The organism is Aeromonas sp. MaB10011B, from assembly GCF_017939325.1.
Lineage (GTDB): Bacteria > Pseudomonadota > Gammaproteobacteria > Enterobacterales > Aeromonadaceae > Aeromonas > Aeromonas caviae.
The window spans coordinates 139872-155881 of sequence record NZ_JAGKRK010000001.1; the positions used below are offsets into that span (position 1 = coordinate 139872).

Annotated in this window: 18 protein-coding genes; 4 read left to right on the forward strand and 14 right to left on the reverse strand. The window is 59.1% G+C overall.

Features of this window, described 5'->3' with window-relative positions:
• From flgJ to J9893_RS00650, 11 genes are all read right to left on the reverse strand, one after another.
• Complete coding sequence (flgJ, locus tag J9893_RS00600; RefSeq protein ID WP_069652528.1) at positions 1-1101, reverse strand: flagellar assembly peptidoglycan hydrolase FlgJ; 1101 nt, start codon at positions 1099-1101, stop codon at positions 1-3.
• Between the two features lie 46 nt (positions 1102-1147).
• Positions 1148-2245: a flagellar basal body P-ring protein FlgI gene (locus J9893_RS00605; RefSeq protein WP_010675288.1), complete on the reverse strand. Its 1098-nt coding sequence runs from the start codon at positions 2243-2245 to the stop codon at positions 1148-1150.
• A gap of 60 nt (positions 2246-2305) precedes the next feature.
• The gene (flgH, locus tag J9893_RS00610) at positions 2306-2977 is read right to left on the reverse strand and encodes a flagellar basal body L-ring protein FlgH (protein ID WP_161646573.1); all 672 of its coding nucleotides are present in this window, start codon (positions 2975-2977) and stop codon (positions 2306-2308) included.
• Between the two features lie 16 nt (positions 2978-2993).
• Positions 2994-3782 carry a flagellar basal-body rod protein FlgG gene (flgG, locus tag J9893_RS00615; protein ID WP_010675290.1) on the reverse strand — a complete coding sequence of 263 codons (789 nt, stop codon included), beginning with the start codon at positions 3780-3782 and terminating at the stop codon, positions 2994-2996.
• 14 nt (positions 3783-3796) lie between these two features.
• A complete protein-coding gene (flgF, locus tag J9893_RS00620; RefSeq protein ID WP_042648967.1) occupies positions 3797-4543 on the reverse strand; it encodes a flagellar basal-body rod protein FlgF in 747 nt (248 codons plus the stop codon).
• Between the two features lie 146 nt (positions 4544-4689).
• On the reverse strand, positions 4690-6555 hold the full coding sequence (locus tag J9893_RS21885) for a flagellar hook-basal body complex protein (RefSeq protein ID WP_113070031.1): 1866 nt from the start codon (positions 6553-6555) through the stop codon (positions 4690-4692).
• Between the two features lie 10 nt (positions 6556-6565).
• Positions 6566-7303 (reverse strand): flagellar hook assembly protein FlgD, encoded by a 738-nt coding sequence (locus tag J9893_RS00630; RefSeq protein ID WP_053288339.1) that lies wholly within the window; start codon positions 7301-7303, stop codon positions 6566-6568.
• Positions 7304-7393: 90 nt separating this feature from the next.
• On the reverse strand, positions 7394-7813 hold the full coding sequence (gene flgC / locus J9893_RS00635) for a flagellar basal body rod protein FlgC (protein WP_005329775.1): 420 nt from the start codon (positions 7811-7813) through the stop codon (positions 7394-7396).
• A complete protein-coding gene (gene flgB / locus J9893_RS00640) occupies positions 7810-8211 on the reverse strand; it encodes a flagellar basal body rod protein FlgB (RefSeq protein ID WP_053288337.1) in 402 nt (133 codons plus the stop codon). The genes flgC and flgB overlap by 4 nt, the downstream gene beginning before the upstream one ends.
• 61 nt (positions 8212-8272) lie before the next feature.
• Complete coding sequence (locus tag J9893_RS00645) at positions 8273-9097, reverse strand: protein-glutamate O-methyltransferase (RefSeq protein ID WP_052815061.1); 825 nt, start codon at positions 9095-9097, stop codon at positions 8273-8275.
• Between the two features lie 17 nt (positions 9098-9114).
• Entirely contained in the window at positions 9115-10026 is a 912-nt protein-coding gene (locus J9893_RS00650) for a chemotaxis protein CheV (RefSeq protein ID WP_053288335.1), read from the reverse strand.
• A 237-nt stretch (positions 10027-10263) separates the two neighbouring features.
• On the opposite strand from J9893_RS00650, the gene flgA reads away from it, so the two are divergent.
• The 3 genes from flgA (at position 10264) to J9893_RS00665 (ending at position 11697) form a co-directional block, all read left to right on the forward strand.
• Positions 10264-10869 (forward strand): flagellar basal body P-ring formation chaperone FlgA, encoded by a 606-nt coding sequence (gene flgA / locus J9893_RS00655; protein WP_029314756.1) that lies wholly within the window; start codon positions 10264-10266, stop codon positions 10867-10869.
• 94 nt (positions 10870-10963) lie between these two features.
• Positions 10964-11284, forward strand: a complete 321-nt coding sequence (flgM, locus tag J9893_RS00660) for a flagellar biosynthesis anti-sigma factor FlgM (RefSeq protein WP_210599825.1) — start codon at positions 10964-10966, stop codon at positions 11282-11284.
• Complete coding sequence (locus tag J9893_RS00665) at positions 11281-11697, forward strand: flagellar protein FlgN (protein ID WP_052815062.1); 417 nt, start codon at positions 11281-11283, stop codon at positions 11695-11697. The genes flgM and J9893_RS00665 overlap by 4 nt, the downstream gene beginning before the upstream one ends.
• Before the next feature lie 43 nt (positions 11698-11740).
• On the opposite strand, the gene yfcE is transcribed toward J9893_RS00665, so the two are convergent.
• Together yfcE and J9893_RS00675 are read right to left on the reverse strand one after the other, a co-directional pair.
• Entirely contained in the window at positions 11741-12283 is a 543-nt protein-coding gene (yfcE, locus tag J9893_RS00670) for a phosphodiesterase (RefSeq protein WP_069652525.1), read from the reverse strand.
• Between the two features lie 10 nt (positions 12284-12293).
• Positions 12294-13931 carry a peptide ABC transporter substrate-binding protein gene (locus J9893_RS00675; RefSeq protein ID WP_052814883.1) on the reverse strand — a complete coding sequence of 546 codons (1638 nt, stop codon included), beginning with the start codon at positions 13929-13931 and terminating at the stop codon, positions 12294-12296.
• 289 nt (positions 13932-14220) lie between these two features.
• Between J9893_RS00675 and J9893_RS00680 the strand changes: the two genes are divergently transcribed.
• Positions 14221-15123 carry a DMT family transporter gene (locus tag J9893_RS00680; protein WP_010675302.1) on the forward strand — a complete coding sequence of 301 codons (903 nt, stop codon included), beginning with the start codon at positions 14221-14223 and terminating at the stop codon, positions 15121-15123.
• Between the two features lie 101 nt (positions 15124-15224).
• On the opposite strand, the gene rsuA is transcribed toward J9893_RS00680, so the two are convergent.
• Positions 15225-15917, reverse strand: coding sequence for a 16S rRNA pseudouridine(516) synthase RsuA (rsuA, locus tag J9893_RS00685; protein WP_210599826.1), 693 nt, complete (start codon positions 15915-15917; stop codon positions 15225-15227).
• Positions 15918-16010: the final 93 nt, after the last annotated feature.

The window sequence follows — 16010 nt, forward strand, 5'->3', positions numbered from 1 at the left end:
TTACAGCTCCATCTCTGTGTTCCTGTCTGCAATGTTGCCGGGCGTCGAATAGCCGGCGATGGCATCACTGCGCAACACTTGTTTAAGTTTCCTGGCGTACTGGGGATCGGTGGCATAACCGGCCTGCTGCAACGCCTCGAAGTAACGGTCCGGGCTGTCCACCTTGGCCAGCGCTCCCTTGTAGCGACTCCCAGAGGTCAGGAAATCCACGTAGTCGTTGAAGCTCTCTTCGAACGACTCGTAGGAGCGAAACGCCGCCTTCTGGCGCGAGGCCACCCCTTGCTCGTATTCCAGGGTGCTCACCACCGCCTTGGGACCTTCCCATCGCGGATCCGCCTTGATGCCGAACAGGTTGTGCGTCACGTTTCCGTCTGCATCCTTGATCACCCGCTTTCCCCAGCCACTCTCAAGGGCGGCCTGGGCCACCAACACCGCCGGGCTCAACCCCAGCTTATCCGCCGCCTTCTTGGCCAGCGGCATCAGCCTGTCGACGAACTCTTCCGGGCTGTCAAACACCTTGGCGCTGCCATCTAGGGCCGAAGGCCTCTGGCTGCTGCCCATGGGCGGCACGGTGCGGTGGGGGCGTCTTGGCATGGCCAGCGTACGCTCGGCCCCATTCAGCTCACCCTTCATTTCGTTATCAGCAAAATCTTTGCCAACTTTGGAGGCAGCAATCAGATCGTTGGAGGCACTGGGGGGTTGATAGGGCTTGTAGACCCGCTCGGTACGCTGGGGCAGCTTGAGTACCCGGCCATCCTGATGGGTGAAGGTCTGCTCGGGAGAGAGCTGCCTGGCCACCATCTCGGCAATGCCCAGCCCCCCCTTGCTCGACATGTCGGCAACCCGCTGCTCGTCCAGCATCCCTTCATAGAACTGGGTGTAGCTGCTGTTCATCGGGTTGCCCTCGGTGAGCACCGAGTTGGCCTGGCGCATCCCCTTGAATAGGGTCTGGGTGAAGATGGATTCGAACTGGCGGGCGGCCGCCATCAGGGCCCCTTGCTTCCCCTCCTTGCTCAGGCTCATCTGGCGCAGTTTGTCCAGGTTCTGGACGTCCTGCACCATGCCAATATTGATACCGCTCTGGGTGTCGAACTCTGCCATAACCTACCTCTTTGCCGCCCGTGGCAACCGCTTGCCGCTCACGAAATTACAGAATGACCAGTTGGCCCTGGATCGCGCCCGCCTGCTGCAGCGCCTCCAGGATCGCCATCAGATCCCCGGGGGCGACCCCCACCTGGTTCACCGCCCGCACCAGGTCGTCCAGGGTCGCGCCGGTATCGAGCTTGAACATCCGACCGGGATCCTGCTGCACGTTGATGGTGGAGTTGTTGGTGACCGCCGTCTGCCCGCCAGCGAGCGGATTGGGTTGGGAGACCTGCTGGTTCTCGGCGATGGTGACCGTCAGCCCACCGTGGCTGATGGCCGCCGGGCGCAGCTTGACCTCGCTGCCGATGACGATGGTCCCGGTGCGCGAATTCACGATGATCTTGGCGGACTCGCTCGCCGGGTCCACTTCCAGGTTCTCGATGGTGGAGAGGTAGGAGACCCGCTGGGCCGGATCCCGCGGCGCGAATACCTTGATGGAGGTAGCGTCCATCGCCTGGGCGGTGTTCGGACCCACCAGATCGTTGACCACGTCCGCCAGACGGCGGGCGGTGGTGAAGTCCGGCCGGTTCAGGTTGAAGGTGATGGTGTCGCCCTGGCTGAAGGAGTTGGGAACCTCCCGCTCCACGGTCGCCCCGTTGGCGATGCGCCCCACTGTGGGCGTGTTCACCACCACCTTGGAGCCGTCCGCCCCTTCGGCCCCGAGGCCACCGACCACCAGGCTGCCCTGGGCCACCGCATAGACGCGGCCATCCAGCCCTTTCAGGAAGGTCTGGAGCAGGGTGCCGCCACGCAGGCTCTTCGCCTCGCCGATGGCGGAGACGGTGACGTCTATGGTCTGGCCCGGCTTGGAGAAGGGGGGGAGATCCGCGTGGATGGCCACCGGTGCCACGTCCTTGATCTTGGGCTTGATGTTGTCAGGCACCTTGATGCCGAAGTTGTTGAGCATGGTCCTGAAGGTCTGCTCGGTGAAGGCGTTGTTCTTCTCCCCCGTGCCGGGCAGGCCCACCACCAGACCGTAACCGATCAGCTGGTTGCTACGCACCCCTTCCACCGAGGCGAGGTCCTTGATGCGGGATGCGTGCGCCAGCCCGAAGGGCAGCAGGCAGCACAGCAGGGCAAGCAGACGGAATCGGTTCATGACATCTCCTAACAAAACCTTCCTGATCCGGGACCCGTGAACGCCCCGGACTCTTGAGTCTTAAATGGGCCACCAGGGGCCGTTGAAGAAGCTGGTGAGCCAGCCCTGTTCCTGGGTGTTCGCCAGATCCCCGGTACCACCGTAATAGATACGCGCATTGGCCACCCGCTGGGAGGAGACGCTGTTTTCCGAGCTCACGTCCTCCGGGCGCACCAGACCGGTGATACGGATGTATTCGTTGCCATTGTTGAGCATGATCCACTTCTCGCCGCGCACCAGCAGGTTGCCGTTTGGCAGTACCTTGACCACGCTGACCGAGATGTTGCCCTGCAGGCTGTTGCTCTGATCCGCCTTGGCCTGCCCCTTGAAGGCACTGTTCTGGCCGATAGAGGCCGACAGATCGTAGGGCCCCGCCGTGACCGGCACGCCACCCAGGGTGACGGGGTTGAGCGCCAACTTGTTGTCCTTGCCGCTCTGGGTGTTGGCCTTTTTCGACGCCGAGGTCGACTCCGCCAACTGGATGGTGATGATGTCACCCACCCTGTGCGCCTTGATGTCCGAGTAGATGCCGTTGACCTGCTCGGGCTGGAAGATGGCGCCGGTCGGGCGCACCGACACCGGCTCCGACTCCCCGTAGACGGGGGCGAAATCCGGGTCATCCGGTTTGGCGGTATTGGGGGTACTGGTGCAACCCGCCAGGGTCAGCAGTCCCAGCATCCATATGGCTTTCATCATGGCACTCCTTTCATCAGGTCCGCTGGGTCAGGAAGGACATCATGGAGTCGACGGCGGAGATGACCTTGGAGTTCATCTCGTAGACCCGCTGAGCTTGGATGAGATTCACCAGCTCCTCGGTCACGTTGACGTTGGAGGTCTCCAGCATCCCCTGCTTGATCACCCCCAGCCCGTCCGCGCCGGCAGTCCCCTGAATGGGGGCGCCGCTGGACTGGGTCTCGAGGAAGAGGTTCTCCCCCATGGGCTGCAGGCCGGTGGGGTTGACGAAGTCCGTGGTGTTGATCTGGCCCACCACCTGGGACTGGCCATCCCCCTTGAGCTGGACGGAGACCTGGCCATCCTCCCCCACGGTGACGCTCTGAGCGTTCTCGGGGATCTGGATCTCCGGTTGCAACGGGTAACCGTTGCCCGGGGTGACGATAGTCCCCTCGTCGTTCAGGGTGAACTGGCCGTTGCGGGTATAGGCGGCGCTGCCATCGGGCAGCTGGATTTCGAAGTAGCCGCGGCCACTGATCATCAGGTCAAGGGAGTTGTCCGTGGTCTGGACGTTGCCCTGACTGTGGTTTTTCTGGGTGGCGACCACCTTGGCCCCCGCCCCCAGCATCAGGCCGGAAGGGAGCTCGGTGTCCGCAGAGGAGCGACCGCCAGGCTGGTTGATGTTCTGATAAAGCAGATCCTCGAAGATGGCCCGCGCCTTCTTGTAGCCCACGGTGCTGGCGTTCGCCAGGTTGTTCGAGGTGACCGAGATGTTGGTCTGCTGGGCATCGAGGCCGGTCTTGCTGATCCAGAGTGCAGGATTCATGGGGTGCTCCTTGATTAGCTGATACGCAGCAGCTGGGTTTGTGCCTCGTCATTCTCCTCGGCGGTCTTCATGATCTTGACCTGAGTTTCAAACTGACGTTGCAAGCGAATAAGGTTGGTCATCTCGTCGACCACGTTGACGTTGCTCCCCTCAAGGGAGCCGGCGATCAGGCCCACATCCGCAGACGCGGCCTCATTCTGGCCATCCTTGCGGCGAAACAGGCCGTCCTGGCCTTTCTCCACCGCATCTGCCGCCGGGTTGACCAGCTTGATACGCTGGAAATCTTCCGGCAGGTTGGCGGCGGCCCCCTCGGGACGGCCGCTGATGGTACCGTCACGATTGATCTCGATCTTCTCCATGGGCAGGGGCAGCACGATGGGCTGACCGGCATCATCCACCACATTCAGACCGGTGGAAGTCTGCAGATTGCCGGTGGCATTGAGCTGCAGGTTGCCCATGCGGGTATAGGCTTCCGCGCCGTTGGGATCCTGCACCGCAATCCAGCCCGGCCCATCGACGGCAACGTCAAGATCCCGCCCCGTGGTCTGCAGCAGGCCGTGTTGCAAGTTCTGGCCCGGCCGCTCGGTCATGGCGAACACCCGCGTGGGCAGCCCTTCGCCAAACGCCTGCATGCTGCGCGCCTGCTCGAAGTCAGACTTGAAGCCAATGGTGTTGGCGTTGGCCAGGTTGTTGCCACGAACAGCCAGGCTGTTCATGTTCTCCTTGGCCCCGGACATGGCGATGTAAAGCAGGTGATCCATGGGATCCTCCGTCAAACAGATGACTCTCACAGCTCAACTGCAAGTTGAATGCCAAGAGAGATGACGAAGATGGCATGAAAGGAGGAAATGAGGCGGGACGGAAATGACAAGGGGCGCCGAAGCGCCCCTGCCAACTACCCGCCGTCTTAGCGGATCTGCAGTATGTTCTGCTGCAGGGAGCTGTTCACTTCCAGGGAACGGGAGTTCGCCTGGAAGTTGCGCTGGGCAGTGATGAGATCGACCAGCTCGGTGGTGAGGTCCACGTTGGACTGCTCCAGCGCCGACGACTTGATGGAGCCGAACGTGCCGGAGTTCGGGGTGCCGGGCAAGGCATCGCCAGAGAGCAGGGACTGGCGCCAGGAGGTGTCGCCGACCTGGGTCAGCCCCTGAGAATTGGCAAACTTAGCCATGGCCACCATGGCAACCTTGACGGTGGTGGCATTACTGTAGGTTGCCGATATGATGCCATCTCCCGTAATTTCGACCTTCGTCAAGCGACCGACAGTGGAGCCATCCTGGGTCAATTGGTTGACTTCAAAAGGTGAAGCGTACTGTGTCACGGTACCGAGCTTGAGCTCGATATCCTGAGTGCCATCGGCACCATTAGTAATAATGCCGGCGCCTGGAGTGCCCAAGGGTTCGGTCTTAATGACCTCAGGACTAGTAGGTGTCTGCATTCTTCCAGAAGCATCAAAAGTGACACGCGCACTTAGAGGTGCTTGACTTAGGCCAGTTGCCATTGCCGTCGCTTGACCGCCAACAATATCAATGGGTTTATCACCTTCATAAAGGTACATACGCCAAGCAGTAGGTACAGTCGCCTTGCTTGGATCTGTAGAATCTGCCTCCTTGACAAAATACTGCGTGATAGTGTGCGGTTCACCAAGGGAGTCATATGCAACCACAGATGTTGATGAGGAATATGTAGTTGAATCTTTTGGATCAAACTTGGAATATGTGCGGGCGATACCGTCCTGGCTCAATTGGTTAACTTTGTATGGTGATGCCGATTCGCTTACCGCATCGAACTTGAACTCAACAACCTGAGACTCATTAGCACCATTCATGTTAATGCCAGCACCAGGAACAGCACTCGGCGGGTTGGGAGTTCCTAAAGGTACTGTTTTTAATTCAGCAGGAACCGTACCAGTCATAGTGCCAGAAGTATCGAAATTAATTCGCGCAAACTGCTGTGGGGTTCCCGCATCATTAATATTTATAGGAGTCGTCCCTTGGAAGAGGTACATACGCCAAGTTGCAGGTACTGCAGACTGAGTGGGATTTGCTGGATCTGCGTCCTTGGCAAAGTACTGAGTAATTGTGTGCTTCTCTCCAAGTGAGTCATAGACATCAGTAGTAGTTTGCATTGAATAAGTGCTGGGATCATTCGGGTCAAATGCCAAACCAGGATTAATGACATTAGCGCTAGAGTCCAAATTAAAACTGCTATTAACCTGAGAAGTCATCAATGGGTCTGCACCACTGGCTTTTGGTGTCGAGGTGGTGGGTAGATTAAAACTGGCATTGACTTGTGATGTCTGTACAGGCTCTCCGGCACGATCAGGGATCTGAATTGGCCGAGTTGCAGTAATGCTAACTGCTTTTGGGGTGCCATCGGCGTTGATCTCGTACCCCTGCAGATAACCGCCGGAGTTGCTCACCATATAGCTGTTTTCATTGAGCTTGAAGGCGCCCGCACGGGTGTAGGTGCGATCCAGGTTGGTCAGGCCGTCCGAGGTCACGAAGAAGCCGTTGCCCTGGATGGCAAGATCAAGCGCGTTGTTGGTGAATTGCAGCGCGCCCTGGTGGAACTGCTGAGCCACAGCGCCAGTCGCCACACCGTTGCCGACCTGGGTCTTGGCGTTGACGAAGATGGAGTTGGCGTAGACGTCGGCAAACTCGGCACGGGACTCCTTGAAGCCGGTGGTATTGACGTTGGCAATGTTGTTCGCGGTGACGTTCAGGTCTTTTTGAGCCGCATTGATGCCGCTGAGGGCATTGTTGAATGACATGTCTTTCTCCTTAGATCACTGCGTTAGAGGACGAAGCCGACTGGGTGGTGGTCTTGCCGGTCGTCGCGCCAATTTCCAATACATCGGTCAGGTAGATGCCGCCCAGTCCCTTGAGTTTGAGGGTGCTGGGGTTGGTGCTCGTTCCCAGGGTGACGCTCTCCACCTTGGCGTAAGTCAGGGCGGGGACACTCTCCGACGTGCCGTCGACGGTGGCATGCGCCTCTATCGAATACTTGCCGCTCTTGGCCTCGTTGCCGGACTTGTCCTTGCCATCCCATTCGAAGGCCACGTTCCCCTTGTGGCTCCCTTCAATGGCGAACTCCCTGATGACCTGGCCGCTCTCGTCCTTCACCGTCACCTTAATGTTGCTGCCGCCATCGCCGGTGGCGATGACCCCCGTGAGGGTGCCCCCCTTCTCCACGTAACCCGTGTTGGACGGGATCAGCACGTTCTGCCCCACCAGCGCGGAGGCCTGCAGCGCCTGGCTGGAGGTCATCAGGCTGTTGAGGCTCTCCATCTGGGTGGAGAGGCTGCTGATCCCCTGAGACGTCGACATCGAGGTCATCTGGGAAAGCATCTGGGCGTTGTCCACCGGTTTGAACGGATCCTGATAGGAGAGCTGCATGGTCAGCAGTTTCAGGAAGGACTCCTGATCCAGCTCCTTTTTCTGGGTACTGGTGTTGACCGTACTGGTCTGGGCCGACGTCGTCCGGTTGACGCCCAGCAGGCTGTCATAGGTATCTGCCACTTATGCTCCCCCCTCTAGGGCGTGCCCACTGGGCCGATTGTTGCCGCCTGGCAGGCGATCATGGGTCACTCTCATCCGGGTTCACCTCTGTCAGGACTTGCCCAGACCCAGGGTCTGCTGCAACATTTTCTTGGCCGCATCGGCCACCTGGACGTTGGTCTGGTAGCTGCGCGACGCCGCTATCATGTCCGCCATCTCTTCCACCATGTTGACGTTGGGCTTGAAGATGAAGCCATCCTTGTCCGCCATGGGGTGATTCGGGTTGTACTCCTTGAGCAGGGGCGCATCACTCTCGACGATGCCCTTCACATCCACCCCGACCGAGGCCTGCTTGTCGGACATGGCCTGATCCAACTGGGCGGCAAAGACTGGCCGCCTGGCGTGGTAAGTTTTTTCCACGCTGGAGCTGACGCTGTCAGCGTTGGCCATGTTGCTCGCCACCGTGTTGAGGCGAACGGACTGCGCGCTCATGGCTGAGCCTGCAATGTCAAAGACCTTGAACAAACTCATCCTTGCTCTCCTTTCAGTGCCTTGAGCAGGCCGCTTATCTTGCTGTTCATGAATTCAAGAGAGGCCTGGTATTCAAGGCTGTTGCGCAGGAACTCGCTGCGCTCCTGCTGTACGTCCACCGTGTTGCCGTCACCGGTATCCGGTTGCAGGGGATTGCGGTACTGGGTCGTGCCCGGGGAATCCATCTGCAAGGCGAAGTGCTTCTCGCTGGTAGTGCTGAGCCCGAACCCTTGCTGGCCCTGGGCATCCTGCAACGCTTGTGAGAAGTTGATGTCACGGGCCTTGAAACCCGGCGTATCCGCATTGGCGATGTTGCTGGACAACACCTCGGCACGCTTGGCGCGCACGCTCAGCGTGTACTGATGAACACCAAATGCCTTGTCGAATGAAATTGCCATAGCACACCTCCTGCTTCATGGATATTTAGCAAGAGGTGTGCCAAGAGGGTATTGAGCGGGGTTATTTGACCTTGTAGACGATGCCGGGGTTGCAGCGGATCATCTCGAACTTATCGGTGAGGCCAGCCAGAGACTCGGAGGCCCCCAGCATCAGGTAGCCGCCAGGATTGAGGCTGCTGGCGAACTGGTTGAGGATCTTGGATTTCACTTCGGGCGCAAAGTAGATGAGCACGTTGCGACAGAAGATGATGTCAAACTTGCCGAGCAGGCTGTAGCTCTCCAGCAGGTTGAGAGGGCGGAAGCTGGTCAATTTTCTGACACGTTCCACCACCCGCATCTTGTTGTCGCCATAGGGTTCGAAAAAGAGTCGCTTGCGCTCGGGGGAAAGCCCGCGAGCCAGTGCAAGGCTATCGTAGATCCCTTCCTTACACTGGTTCAGCATGGTGCTGGATATATCGGTCCCTACTATTTGCACCCCGCCCGGCATGCTACCCGGCCGTTTAACTTGCTGCTCCAGCGCCGTCATGGCGATGGAGTAGGGCTCCTGTCCGGACGAAGAGGCGGCAGACCATATCTTGATGGTGCGACCGCTCTTACCAAGCTCCGGGAAAATCTTGTCACTCAATAACTGGAACGGATAGGTATCGCGAAACCACAAAGTCTCGTTGGTGGTCATGGCATCGATCACTGCCATCTTGAGTTCCCGCTCGCGCACGCTCATCGCCCGGGTGACCAGATCAGACAGACTCTCGATACCAAACTGAGTCATCAAGGGCGACAGGCGGCTTTTAACCAGATACTGTTTGTTGTCACCCAGTACTATGCCGCTCTGTTGTGCCAGAAAATTGCTGAATTGCCTGTATAAGTCGTCCGAAAGTGTCTTCATGCAGTTGTTCTTCTTGATTAGAGAGCGCCTTGTACGGCCTTGGCCAATTCATCCGGCTGGAATTTGGCAATGAAATTGTTCGCTCCGACTTTCTGCACCATGGCCTGATTGAACACCCCACTGAGGGAAGTGTGCAGGATAACATGCAAATCCTTGAGGTTGGGATTGTTGCGGATCTCGGCGGTGAAGGTATAACCATCCATCTCCGGCATTTCAATATCTGAAATAACCAATGCAATCTGATCATGTATGGGGCCATTTTTGGACATCTCCAATAACATGTTGAGCGCTTCCCGTCCATCCTTGGCCAGCACGCACTGCACCCCGATAGCCTCCAGTGCACGTTGTACCTGCTTGCGCGCAACCGAAGAGTCGTCCGCAACCAGCACGGGACGCCCGTGAGGATTGCGCTCCACGCTTGCTTCCACCAACTCGGTGGACACCTCAGTGGAGACCGGCGAAATCTCGTTGAGAATGCGCTCCACGTCCAAGATCTCCACCAGCTCGCCATCTACCTCGGTCACTGCCGTCATGTAGTTGATGCGACCAGCCCCTTTGGGTGGCGGCAGAATGGACTCCCAGTTCATGTTGATGATGCGCTCGACCGAGTGGACCAGGAACCCCTGAATGGAGCGGTTGTACTCGGAGATGATGATGAAGCACTTGGAGAGATCCTGGATGGGGCGCTTGCCCATCGCCATGCTGAGATCGATCACCGAGATGGTCTGGCCACGGATATGTGCCACGCCGCGAATGCAGGAGTTGAGCTTGGGCATGACGGTCAGAGGGGGACACTGCAGCACCTCGCGTACCTTGAATACGTTGATGCCAAATCTTTGACGTCCATTGAGACGAAACAGCAGCAGCTCCAGCCTATTTTGTCCCACTAATTGGGTTCGCTGGTTAACCGAGTCCAGAACACTCGCCATAAACACTCCCTAAAAATGCTTGGCACTGATCGTGCATATCATTATGCATGCACATTGACTTGCATCAGACCATCGTTGTTTCAACAACAGAATAATTCTGGAGCAAGCATAGTTAACTACGGTGGTATACGTGAATAACTTATCGACCGGTAAGCAAAAATGATTAGTAGACTTTTCCTTATCTTACTGCCGTTTTGCAGTCTGTCTCACGCCATGGCGTCCGAGGTCACCGACTATCTGCAAGAACAGGCACAGGCGTTCGTGCTCGACCAGCTCGATATTCCCCTCGATGCACAGGCCGACGTCAAGGCCGGCACCATTGACGAGCGCCTCCCCCTCACGCGCTGCGAAGATGCCCTCACCATTTCCCTCCCCGCCCGGATGGAGATCCGTCGCAACACCACCGTCTACCTCAAGTGCGAGGGAGATAAATCCTGGGATCTCTATCTCCCTGTCCGGGTCAGCATCCAGAAACCCTATGTCACTGTCGCCGTCCCGGTTGCCAAGGGAGACATCCTGAGCGAACCGATGCTGACCTTGGCATACCAGGACCAAACCCTGATCCGTGGCGACTACCTTACCGATCCGACCGCACTCATCGGGGTACGCAGCAAACGTGAGCTCAAACCGGGCCAGCCAATCAGACTGACCCAGGTCTGCGTGGTCTGCAAGGGGGACCAGGTCACCCTGAGTGCTGAAAACAGCAGCATGCAGATCAAAACCATGGCCCGCGCCTTGCAAGATGGCAGCTTCGGAGACATGATCCGGCTTGTCAACACGCGCTCGGGCAGAACGGTGCAAGGCCAGGTCAGTGCAGTGGGCTCCGTGGTCGTGACATTCTGACACAGGAATGCACTGCGCAATTTTTTTCTAAAGTTCTGACCGCCGTCACCGATACACAGGTAAGCGAACAGCAAAGCAGACGAAGGTAAACCTTATGGCTATCAACAATATCAACAACTTGGCTAACAACCGCCTGCAAAACAGCGGCAACAGCCAAGGTGTAGTCACCAAGTCGGCGACCTCCAGCGAGAGCAGCCGTGCGACGACCGTCAAGAGCGACTCTGTCTCCTTGACCAGTGAGGCGCAGCAATTGCAACAGATGCAGAAGACCCTCAACACCGCCTCCACCGGTAACGAGAGCCGCGTCGAGAGCCTGAAGAAGGCCGTGGCCAGTGGGGAGTACAAGGTCAACAGCGAAACCGTGGCCAGAAAGATGTTCAGCTTTGAAGCCGATCTGGATAAACGGTTGGGATGATGGACCTCCCTTCGCTACTGCGCGCTCAGGACGACAACCTCTCCCAGATGCAAGGCTTGCTGGCAGAGGAGTTCGACCTCCTCAAGGCTCACCGGGCCCTTGCCTTGCCGGCACTCGCCGATCGCAAGCAGCAACTGCTGGTGGCCATCGAGACGCTGGACAAGACTCTGGCGGAGCTACCCGACCTGAAGCAACAGCTGAGCGCCTTCCCGACCCAATTGCAGGCCCTTCAAGCCAAGCTGGAAGCCTGCCAGGAGCAGAACAATCTCAACGGACGTCTGCTCGAACTCAGTATTGTCTCCAATCGCCGTCTCGCCAGCTTCCTCAGCAAGCTCAGAGACAGCAGCTCCCTGACCTATGACGCCAAAGGCAATACCCGCTCAGGCACCCGCTCTTTCGGGATCAAGGCCTGATCTCCTCTCCCCCTTCGGGCTTCCTCTCCTTTTGGGCCCCTAGTCAGAGCACCAGCTGCATCAGGGTTTCTCCATCCTTGCAGGCATGAATGCTCATGCGGCCCTCGTGATATCGCCCATAACTGGCCACCCACTCGCCCCTTGGAAAACAGATAGACCCCGGGTTCATCAGGATCATCTCTCCTTCCTGACATAGTACAGGCACATGGGTATGACCGCTGATGAACAGGCTCCCTGCAGGCAGGGGCACGTTGCTGGGCTCATAGAGATGACCGTGGCTGACAAACCAACGCCGCCCATCCACCAGTAGCTGGTTGTAGGGCGCCGTGATGGGGAAGTGGAGCAGCATCTGGTCCACCTCCGAATCGCAATTGCCACGCACCGCCATGATGCGGGGAGCCAGCTGGTTGAGCCTTGCCGCCACGGCAGCAGGATCATACCCCGCCGGCACCGGATTGCGCGGCCCGTGATTGAGCAGATCCCCGAGCAGCAGATAGTGATCAGGCTGCCAGGGAGCGAGTTGCGCCAGCACCTGCTCGAGGGCAGTCAGACTGCCGTGCAGATCCGAGATAATGGCAATCTTCATTCCACACTCCTCATGGCTGGCTGAAATAGAGATCCTTGGTGGCGATGGCGCCCTTGAGGTTGCGGCTCGGCAAGCCGCGCAGTGCCGGGTCCACCAGTCTCATCTGGTTGTAGTGATAGACGGGGATGACGGGCACCTCCTCCATCAGCAGTTGCTCGGCCTGATGATAGATCCCGGACCGAACGTTGGCATCCAGGGTCTCGGAGGCCTGCTGCAGCAGACCATCGAAGACGGGGTTGCAGTAGCCGCTCTCGTTCTGGGGATCCTGGCAGCGGAAACTGCCAAGCATGGACGACGGCTCGACATAATCACCAAACAAAAATGAACGAGCCAGCATGAAATCACCACTGTTCTTGGCCACCTGATAAGCATTCCACTCCATGTTGTTGAGGGAGACTTCTACCCCCAGCGGTTTCCACATGGCCGCCACCGCCAGAGCCAGCTTCTTGTGGTTCTCCGACGTGTTGTAGGTCAGTGTCAACCTGAGAGGATGGGCGCTGTTGTAGCCTGCCTGGGCCAACAGCGCGGCTGCGCGGGCCAACCGAGTTGACTGGTCTTCCCGGGAGAGGGGGATATCCAGTTCGTCATAACCTGGCATGGCGGGCAGCAATGACCAGGCAGGACGTTCTCCCTGGCCGCTCACCTTCTCGGTCAGCAGGTAGCGATCAATGGCCATGGAGAGCGCTTGGCGCACCCGCACATCCTGCAATTCAGGGAGATTGAGATTGAAGGTATAAAGATAGGTGCCAAGCAGCGGCAAACCCCAGATCCGCTCCGGTGCCTCCTGCATGGTCTTCTGGTAGTACTCCAGCGCCACCTTGTTGGTGAGCTGGATCTCCCCCGCTTCGTAACGCAGCCGCTCCCCATGCTGGGAAGCGAGCGGCAGGTAGGTCACCCGCTGGATCCGGGTATGGGCGTCATCCCAGTACTGGGGGTTGCGCTCGGCTTCGATGCGCTCGTTCACCACCCAGCTCGCCAGCTTGTAAGGGCCATTGCTCACCATCTTGCCTGGCTGGGTCCACTGCTTGCCAAACTGGGTGATGACCCGTTCGTTGACCGGCACGAAGGGACGCTGGCTGACCAGTTGCAGGAAATAGGGAACGGGACGCTCCAGGGTCACTTTCAGGATCTGGTCGCTTTCGGCCTCCACCCCCAGGGCATCGAGATCGAGCGCACCGGCATAAATGGACTGGGCATTGTTGATGCCGGTCGCCAGCAACAGGCCAGCGGAGGGGGAAGCCTGCGCCGGATTCAGCAGCCGCCGCCAGGCGTAGACGAAATCCCGGGCTGTGAGGGGCTCGCCGTTGGACCATTTGAGCTGGGGACGCAGAAAGAAACGCCACACCAGTCCATCCTCGCTGGTCTCCCAGCGCTGGGCCTGGGCGGGCACTATCATGCCCTGTCCATCCTCGCTCACCAGCCCCTCGAACAGGTCCACCAGCACCACCTCCCCTGGGAAGCCGGAGCGGATCAGGGCCGGATCGAGGGACTCGGGTTCGGCGCCATTGCCTTTGACCAGGGTTTGTCTATCTGAAATGTAAGTCTGCTCAACCACGCTACTAGCCAGTGACGGCGGCACCGCCATCAATCCAAGCAGTAAGGGAGATAGCCAGCGACGGGCTGGCCTGACGGCGAAACGGTAAAACATACATTAACCTCGTTCAATTCTTTTGACTGCAATAGGGAGAAGGCCGGCGGCGCGCCTGGAAACGAATGCATGATGCCGCGCTTGTTATCCCCGAAGACGGCCCGTATTGTATCGGGCCTGCCCGATAGAGGGAGTCTTCCGGGCTATTTTTTTCATGGTTTTATGACGACACGGCCGCCACGGGTGCGTGCGACAGCAAGAAGGCACGCTCCCCTGCCCCGTAAGCAATCGGCCCGGGGTGATATGTCGCCTGTAGGTCCGGTTGTCGTCTACCGTTTCAGGGGTCTTTATGGGTTACGAATGGTTGGCGCTGGCTGCCGCCAGTTTATGGGCGATCGCCGCCCTCATCTCCGTCAAACCGGCTCGCCATCTGGGGGCCTTTGCCTACAGCCGCTGGCGGATGTTCCTGGTCAGCCTGATGCTGGCCAGCGCAAGTCTGGTGACGGGAGGCTGGCAGACCCTCACCGAGAGCGCCCTTCCCCTGCTGGCCCTCTCCGGCCTCATCGGCATCTTCGTCGGCGACACCGCCCTCTTTGCCTGCATGAACCGACTCGGCCCCAGGCGCAGCGGTCTGCTCTTCTCCTGCCACGCCCTCTTCTCCGCCCTGCTTGGGCTCTGGCTCTTTGGCGAGCGGCTCGATGGTTGGCGCCTGCCAGGCGCCTTGCTGGTCCTGGCCGGGGTCATGCTCGCCATCCTGTTTGGTCGTCGTGGCGACAACCAGCAGAACGAATGGGAGCAGGTGCGCGGCCGCCTCGTGGTCGGCATAGCCCTTGGCCTCACCGCAGCCCTGTGCCAGAGCCTCGGAGCCATCATCGCCAAGCCGGTGATGATGAGCGGCACCGTGGACGCGGTGAGCGCTTCCGGCGTGCGCATGGGCAGCGCCCTCTTGGCACACTGCGTCTTGCGGGCGCTGCGCCTGCCGCTCGCCATGCCGCACAACCCCATCAACCGGCAGGTGCTCGGCATGATAGGCATCAACGGATTTCTGGCGATGACGCTGGGAATGACCCTGATCCTGGTGGCCCTGCGTCAGGGAGATGTGGGCATGGTGGCCATCTTGTCTTCCACCACACCGGTCATTCTGCTGCCCTTGCTGTGGTGGCACTCGGGGATGCGTCCCTCGCTCCCCGCCTGGGCCGGAGCCCTGCTGGCCACCCTGGGCACGGCCCTGGTGCTGGGAATGGGGAACTGAGCCCCGTCTCTCCTGCAAGAAGGAAGGACCAACACGCCCATCGGCGGCTCTGAGCCGCCGATGCTCCCCCGCGCCGGACAGGGAGAGAGGCGATCGCGCCCCTAGAACAGAGCCACTTCCTCTTCGGTCAGCTCCCGGTATTCCCCCGGTGCCAGCTCATCGTCCAGAGCCAGATCGCCGATGCGTTCCCGATGCAGTCCGACCACCTTGTTGCCGATGGCGGCGAACATCCGCTTCACCTGGTGATACTTGCCCTCGTGGATGGTCAGGCGTGCTTCCCGATCGTCCAGGATTTCCAGCTCCGCAGGGCGGGTCTTGTCGTTCTCGTTGCGCAGGTAGATACCGTCGGCAAAGGGCGAGATGGCCTCTTCACTCACGGGATCAGCCAGCCAGACATGGTAGGTCTTCGCACACTCGTGCCGGGGCGACGTGATGCGATGGGACCACTGGCCGTCATCGGTGATCAGCACCAGCCCGGTGGTATCGAGATCGAGGCGCCCCACCACGTGCAGTTTGCCCATGGCCGGCTCGTCGAGCAGGTGGAACACGGTGGCGTGATCCGGGTCCTCGTTGGAGCAGACATATCCTTCCGGCTTGTGCAGCATGAAGTAGCGATTCTGCAGGTTCAGGGTCAAGGTCACACCGTCAAACTCGATCTGGTGTTGCTCATTGATGTGAAAGGCGGGCTGCTTGACCAGCACGCCGTCTACCAGCACTTCCCCCTGACGGATCAGCTTGCCCGCCTGGGAACGGGTCAAATCGGAGCAATCGCAAAGAAATTTGTCGAGCCGCATGCAAAAACCTCGGAATCCATCATGATTGGGGGCGACATTATATCGGTCAGACCCGACAACACCAGTACTAAGCGACAGGGACTCAAGATGGCG

Coding starts and splice junctions, on each gene's coding strand:
- flgJ (WP_069652528.1), bottom strand. CDS start 1,101: ATGGCAGAGTTCGACACCCAGAGCGGTATCAATATTGGCATGGTGCAG.
- J9893_RS00605 (WP_010675288.1), bottom strand. CDS start 2,245: ATGAACCGATTCCGTCTGCTTGCCCTGCTGTGCTGCCTGCTGCCCTTC.
- flgH (WP_161646573.1), bottom strand. CDS start 2,977: ATGAAAGCCATATGGATGCTGGGACTGCTGACCCTGGCGGGTTGCACC.
- flgG (WP_010675290.1), bottom strand. CDS start 3,782: ATGAATCCTGCACTCTGGATCAGCAAGACCGGCCTCGATGCCCAGCAG.
- flgF (WP_042648967.1), bottom strand. CDS start 4,543: ATGGATCACCTGCTTTACATCGCCATGTCCGGGGCCAAGGAGAACATG.
- J9893_RS21885 (WP_113070031.1), bottom strand. CDS start 6,555: ATGTCATTCAACAATGCCCTCAGCGGCATCAATGCGGCTCAAAAAGAC.
- flgC (WP_005329775.1), bottom strand. CDS start 7,813: ATGAGTTTGTTCAAGGTCTTTGACATTGCAGGCTCAGCCATGAGCGCG.
- flgB (WP_053288337.1), bottom strand. CDS start 8,211: ATGGCAATTTCATTCGACAAGGCATTTGGTGTTCATCAGTACACGCTG.
- J9893_RS00645 (WP_052815061.1), bottom strand. CDS start 9,097: ATGAAGACACTTTCGGACGACTTATACAGGCAATTCAGCAATTTTCTG.
- J9893_RS00650 (WP_053288335.1), bottom strand. CDS start 10,026: ATGGCGAGTGTTCTGGACTCGGTTAACCAGCGAACCCAATTAGTGGGA.
- flgM (WP_210599825.1), top strand. CDS start 10,964: ATGGCTATCAACAATATCAACAACTTGGCTAACAACCGCCTGCAAAAC.
- J9893_RS00665 (WP_052815062.1), top strand. CDS start 11,281: ATGATGGACCTCCCTTCGCTACTGCGCGCTCAGGACGACAACCTCTCC.
- yfcE (WP_069652525.1), bottom strand. CDS start 12,283: ATGAAGATTGCCATTATCTCGGATCTGCACGGCAGTCTGACTGCCCTC.
- J9893_RS00675 (WP_052814883.1), bottom strand. CDS start 13,931: ATGTTTTACCGTTTCGCCGTCAGGCCAGCCCGTCGCTGGCTATCTCCC.
- J9893_RS00680 (WP_010675302.1), top strand. CDS start 14,221: ATGGGTTACGAATGGTTGGCGCTGGCTGCCGCCAGTTTATGGGCGATC.
- rsuA (WP_210599826.1), bottom strand. CDS start 15,917: ATGCGGCTCGACAAATTTCTTTGCGATTGCTCCGATTTGACCCGTTCC.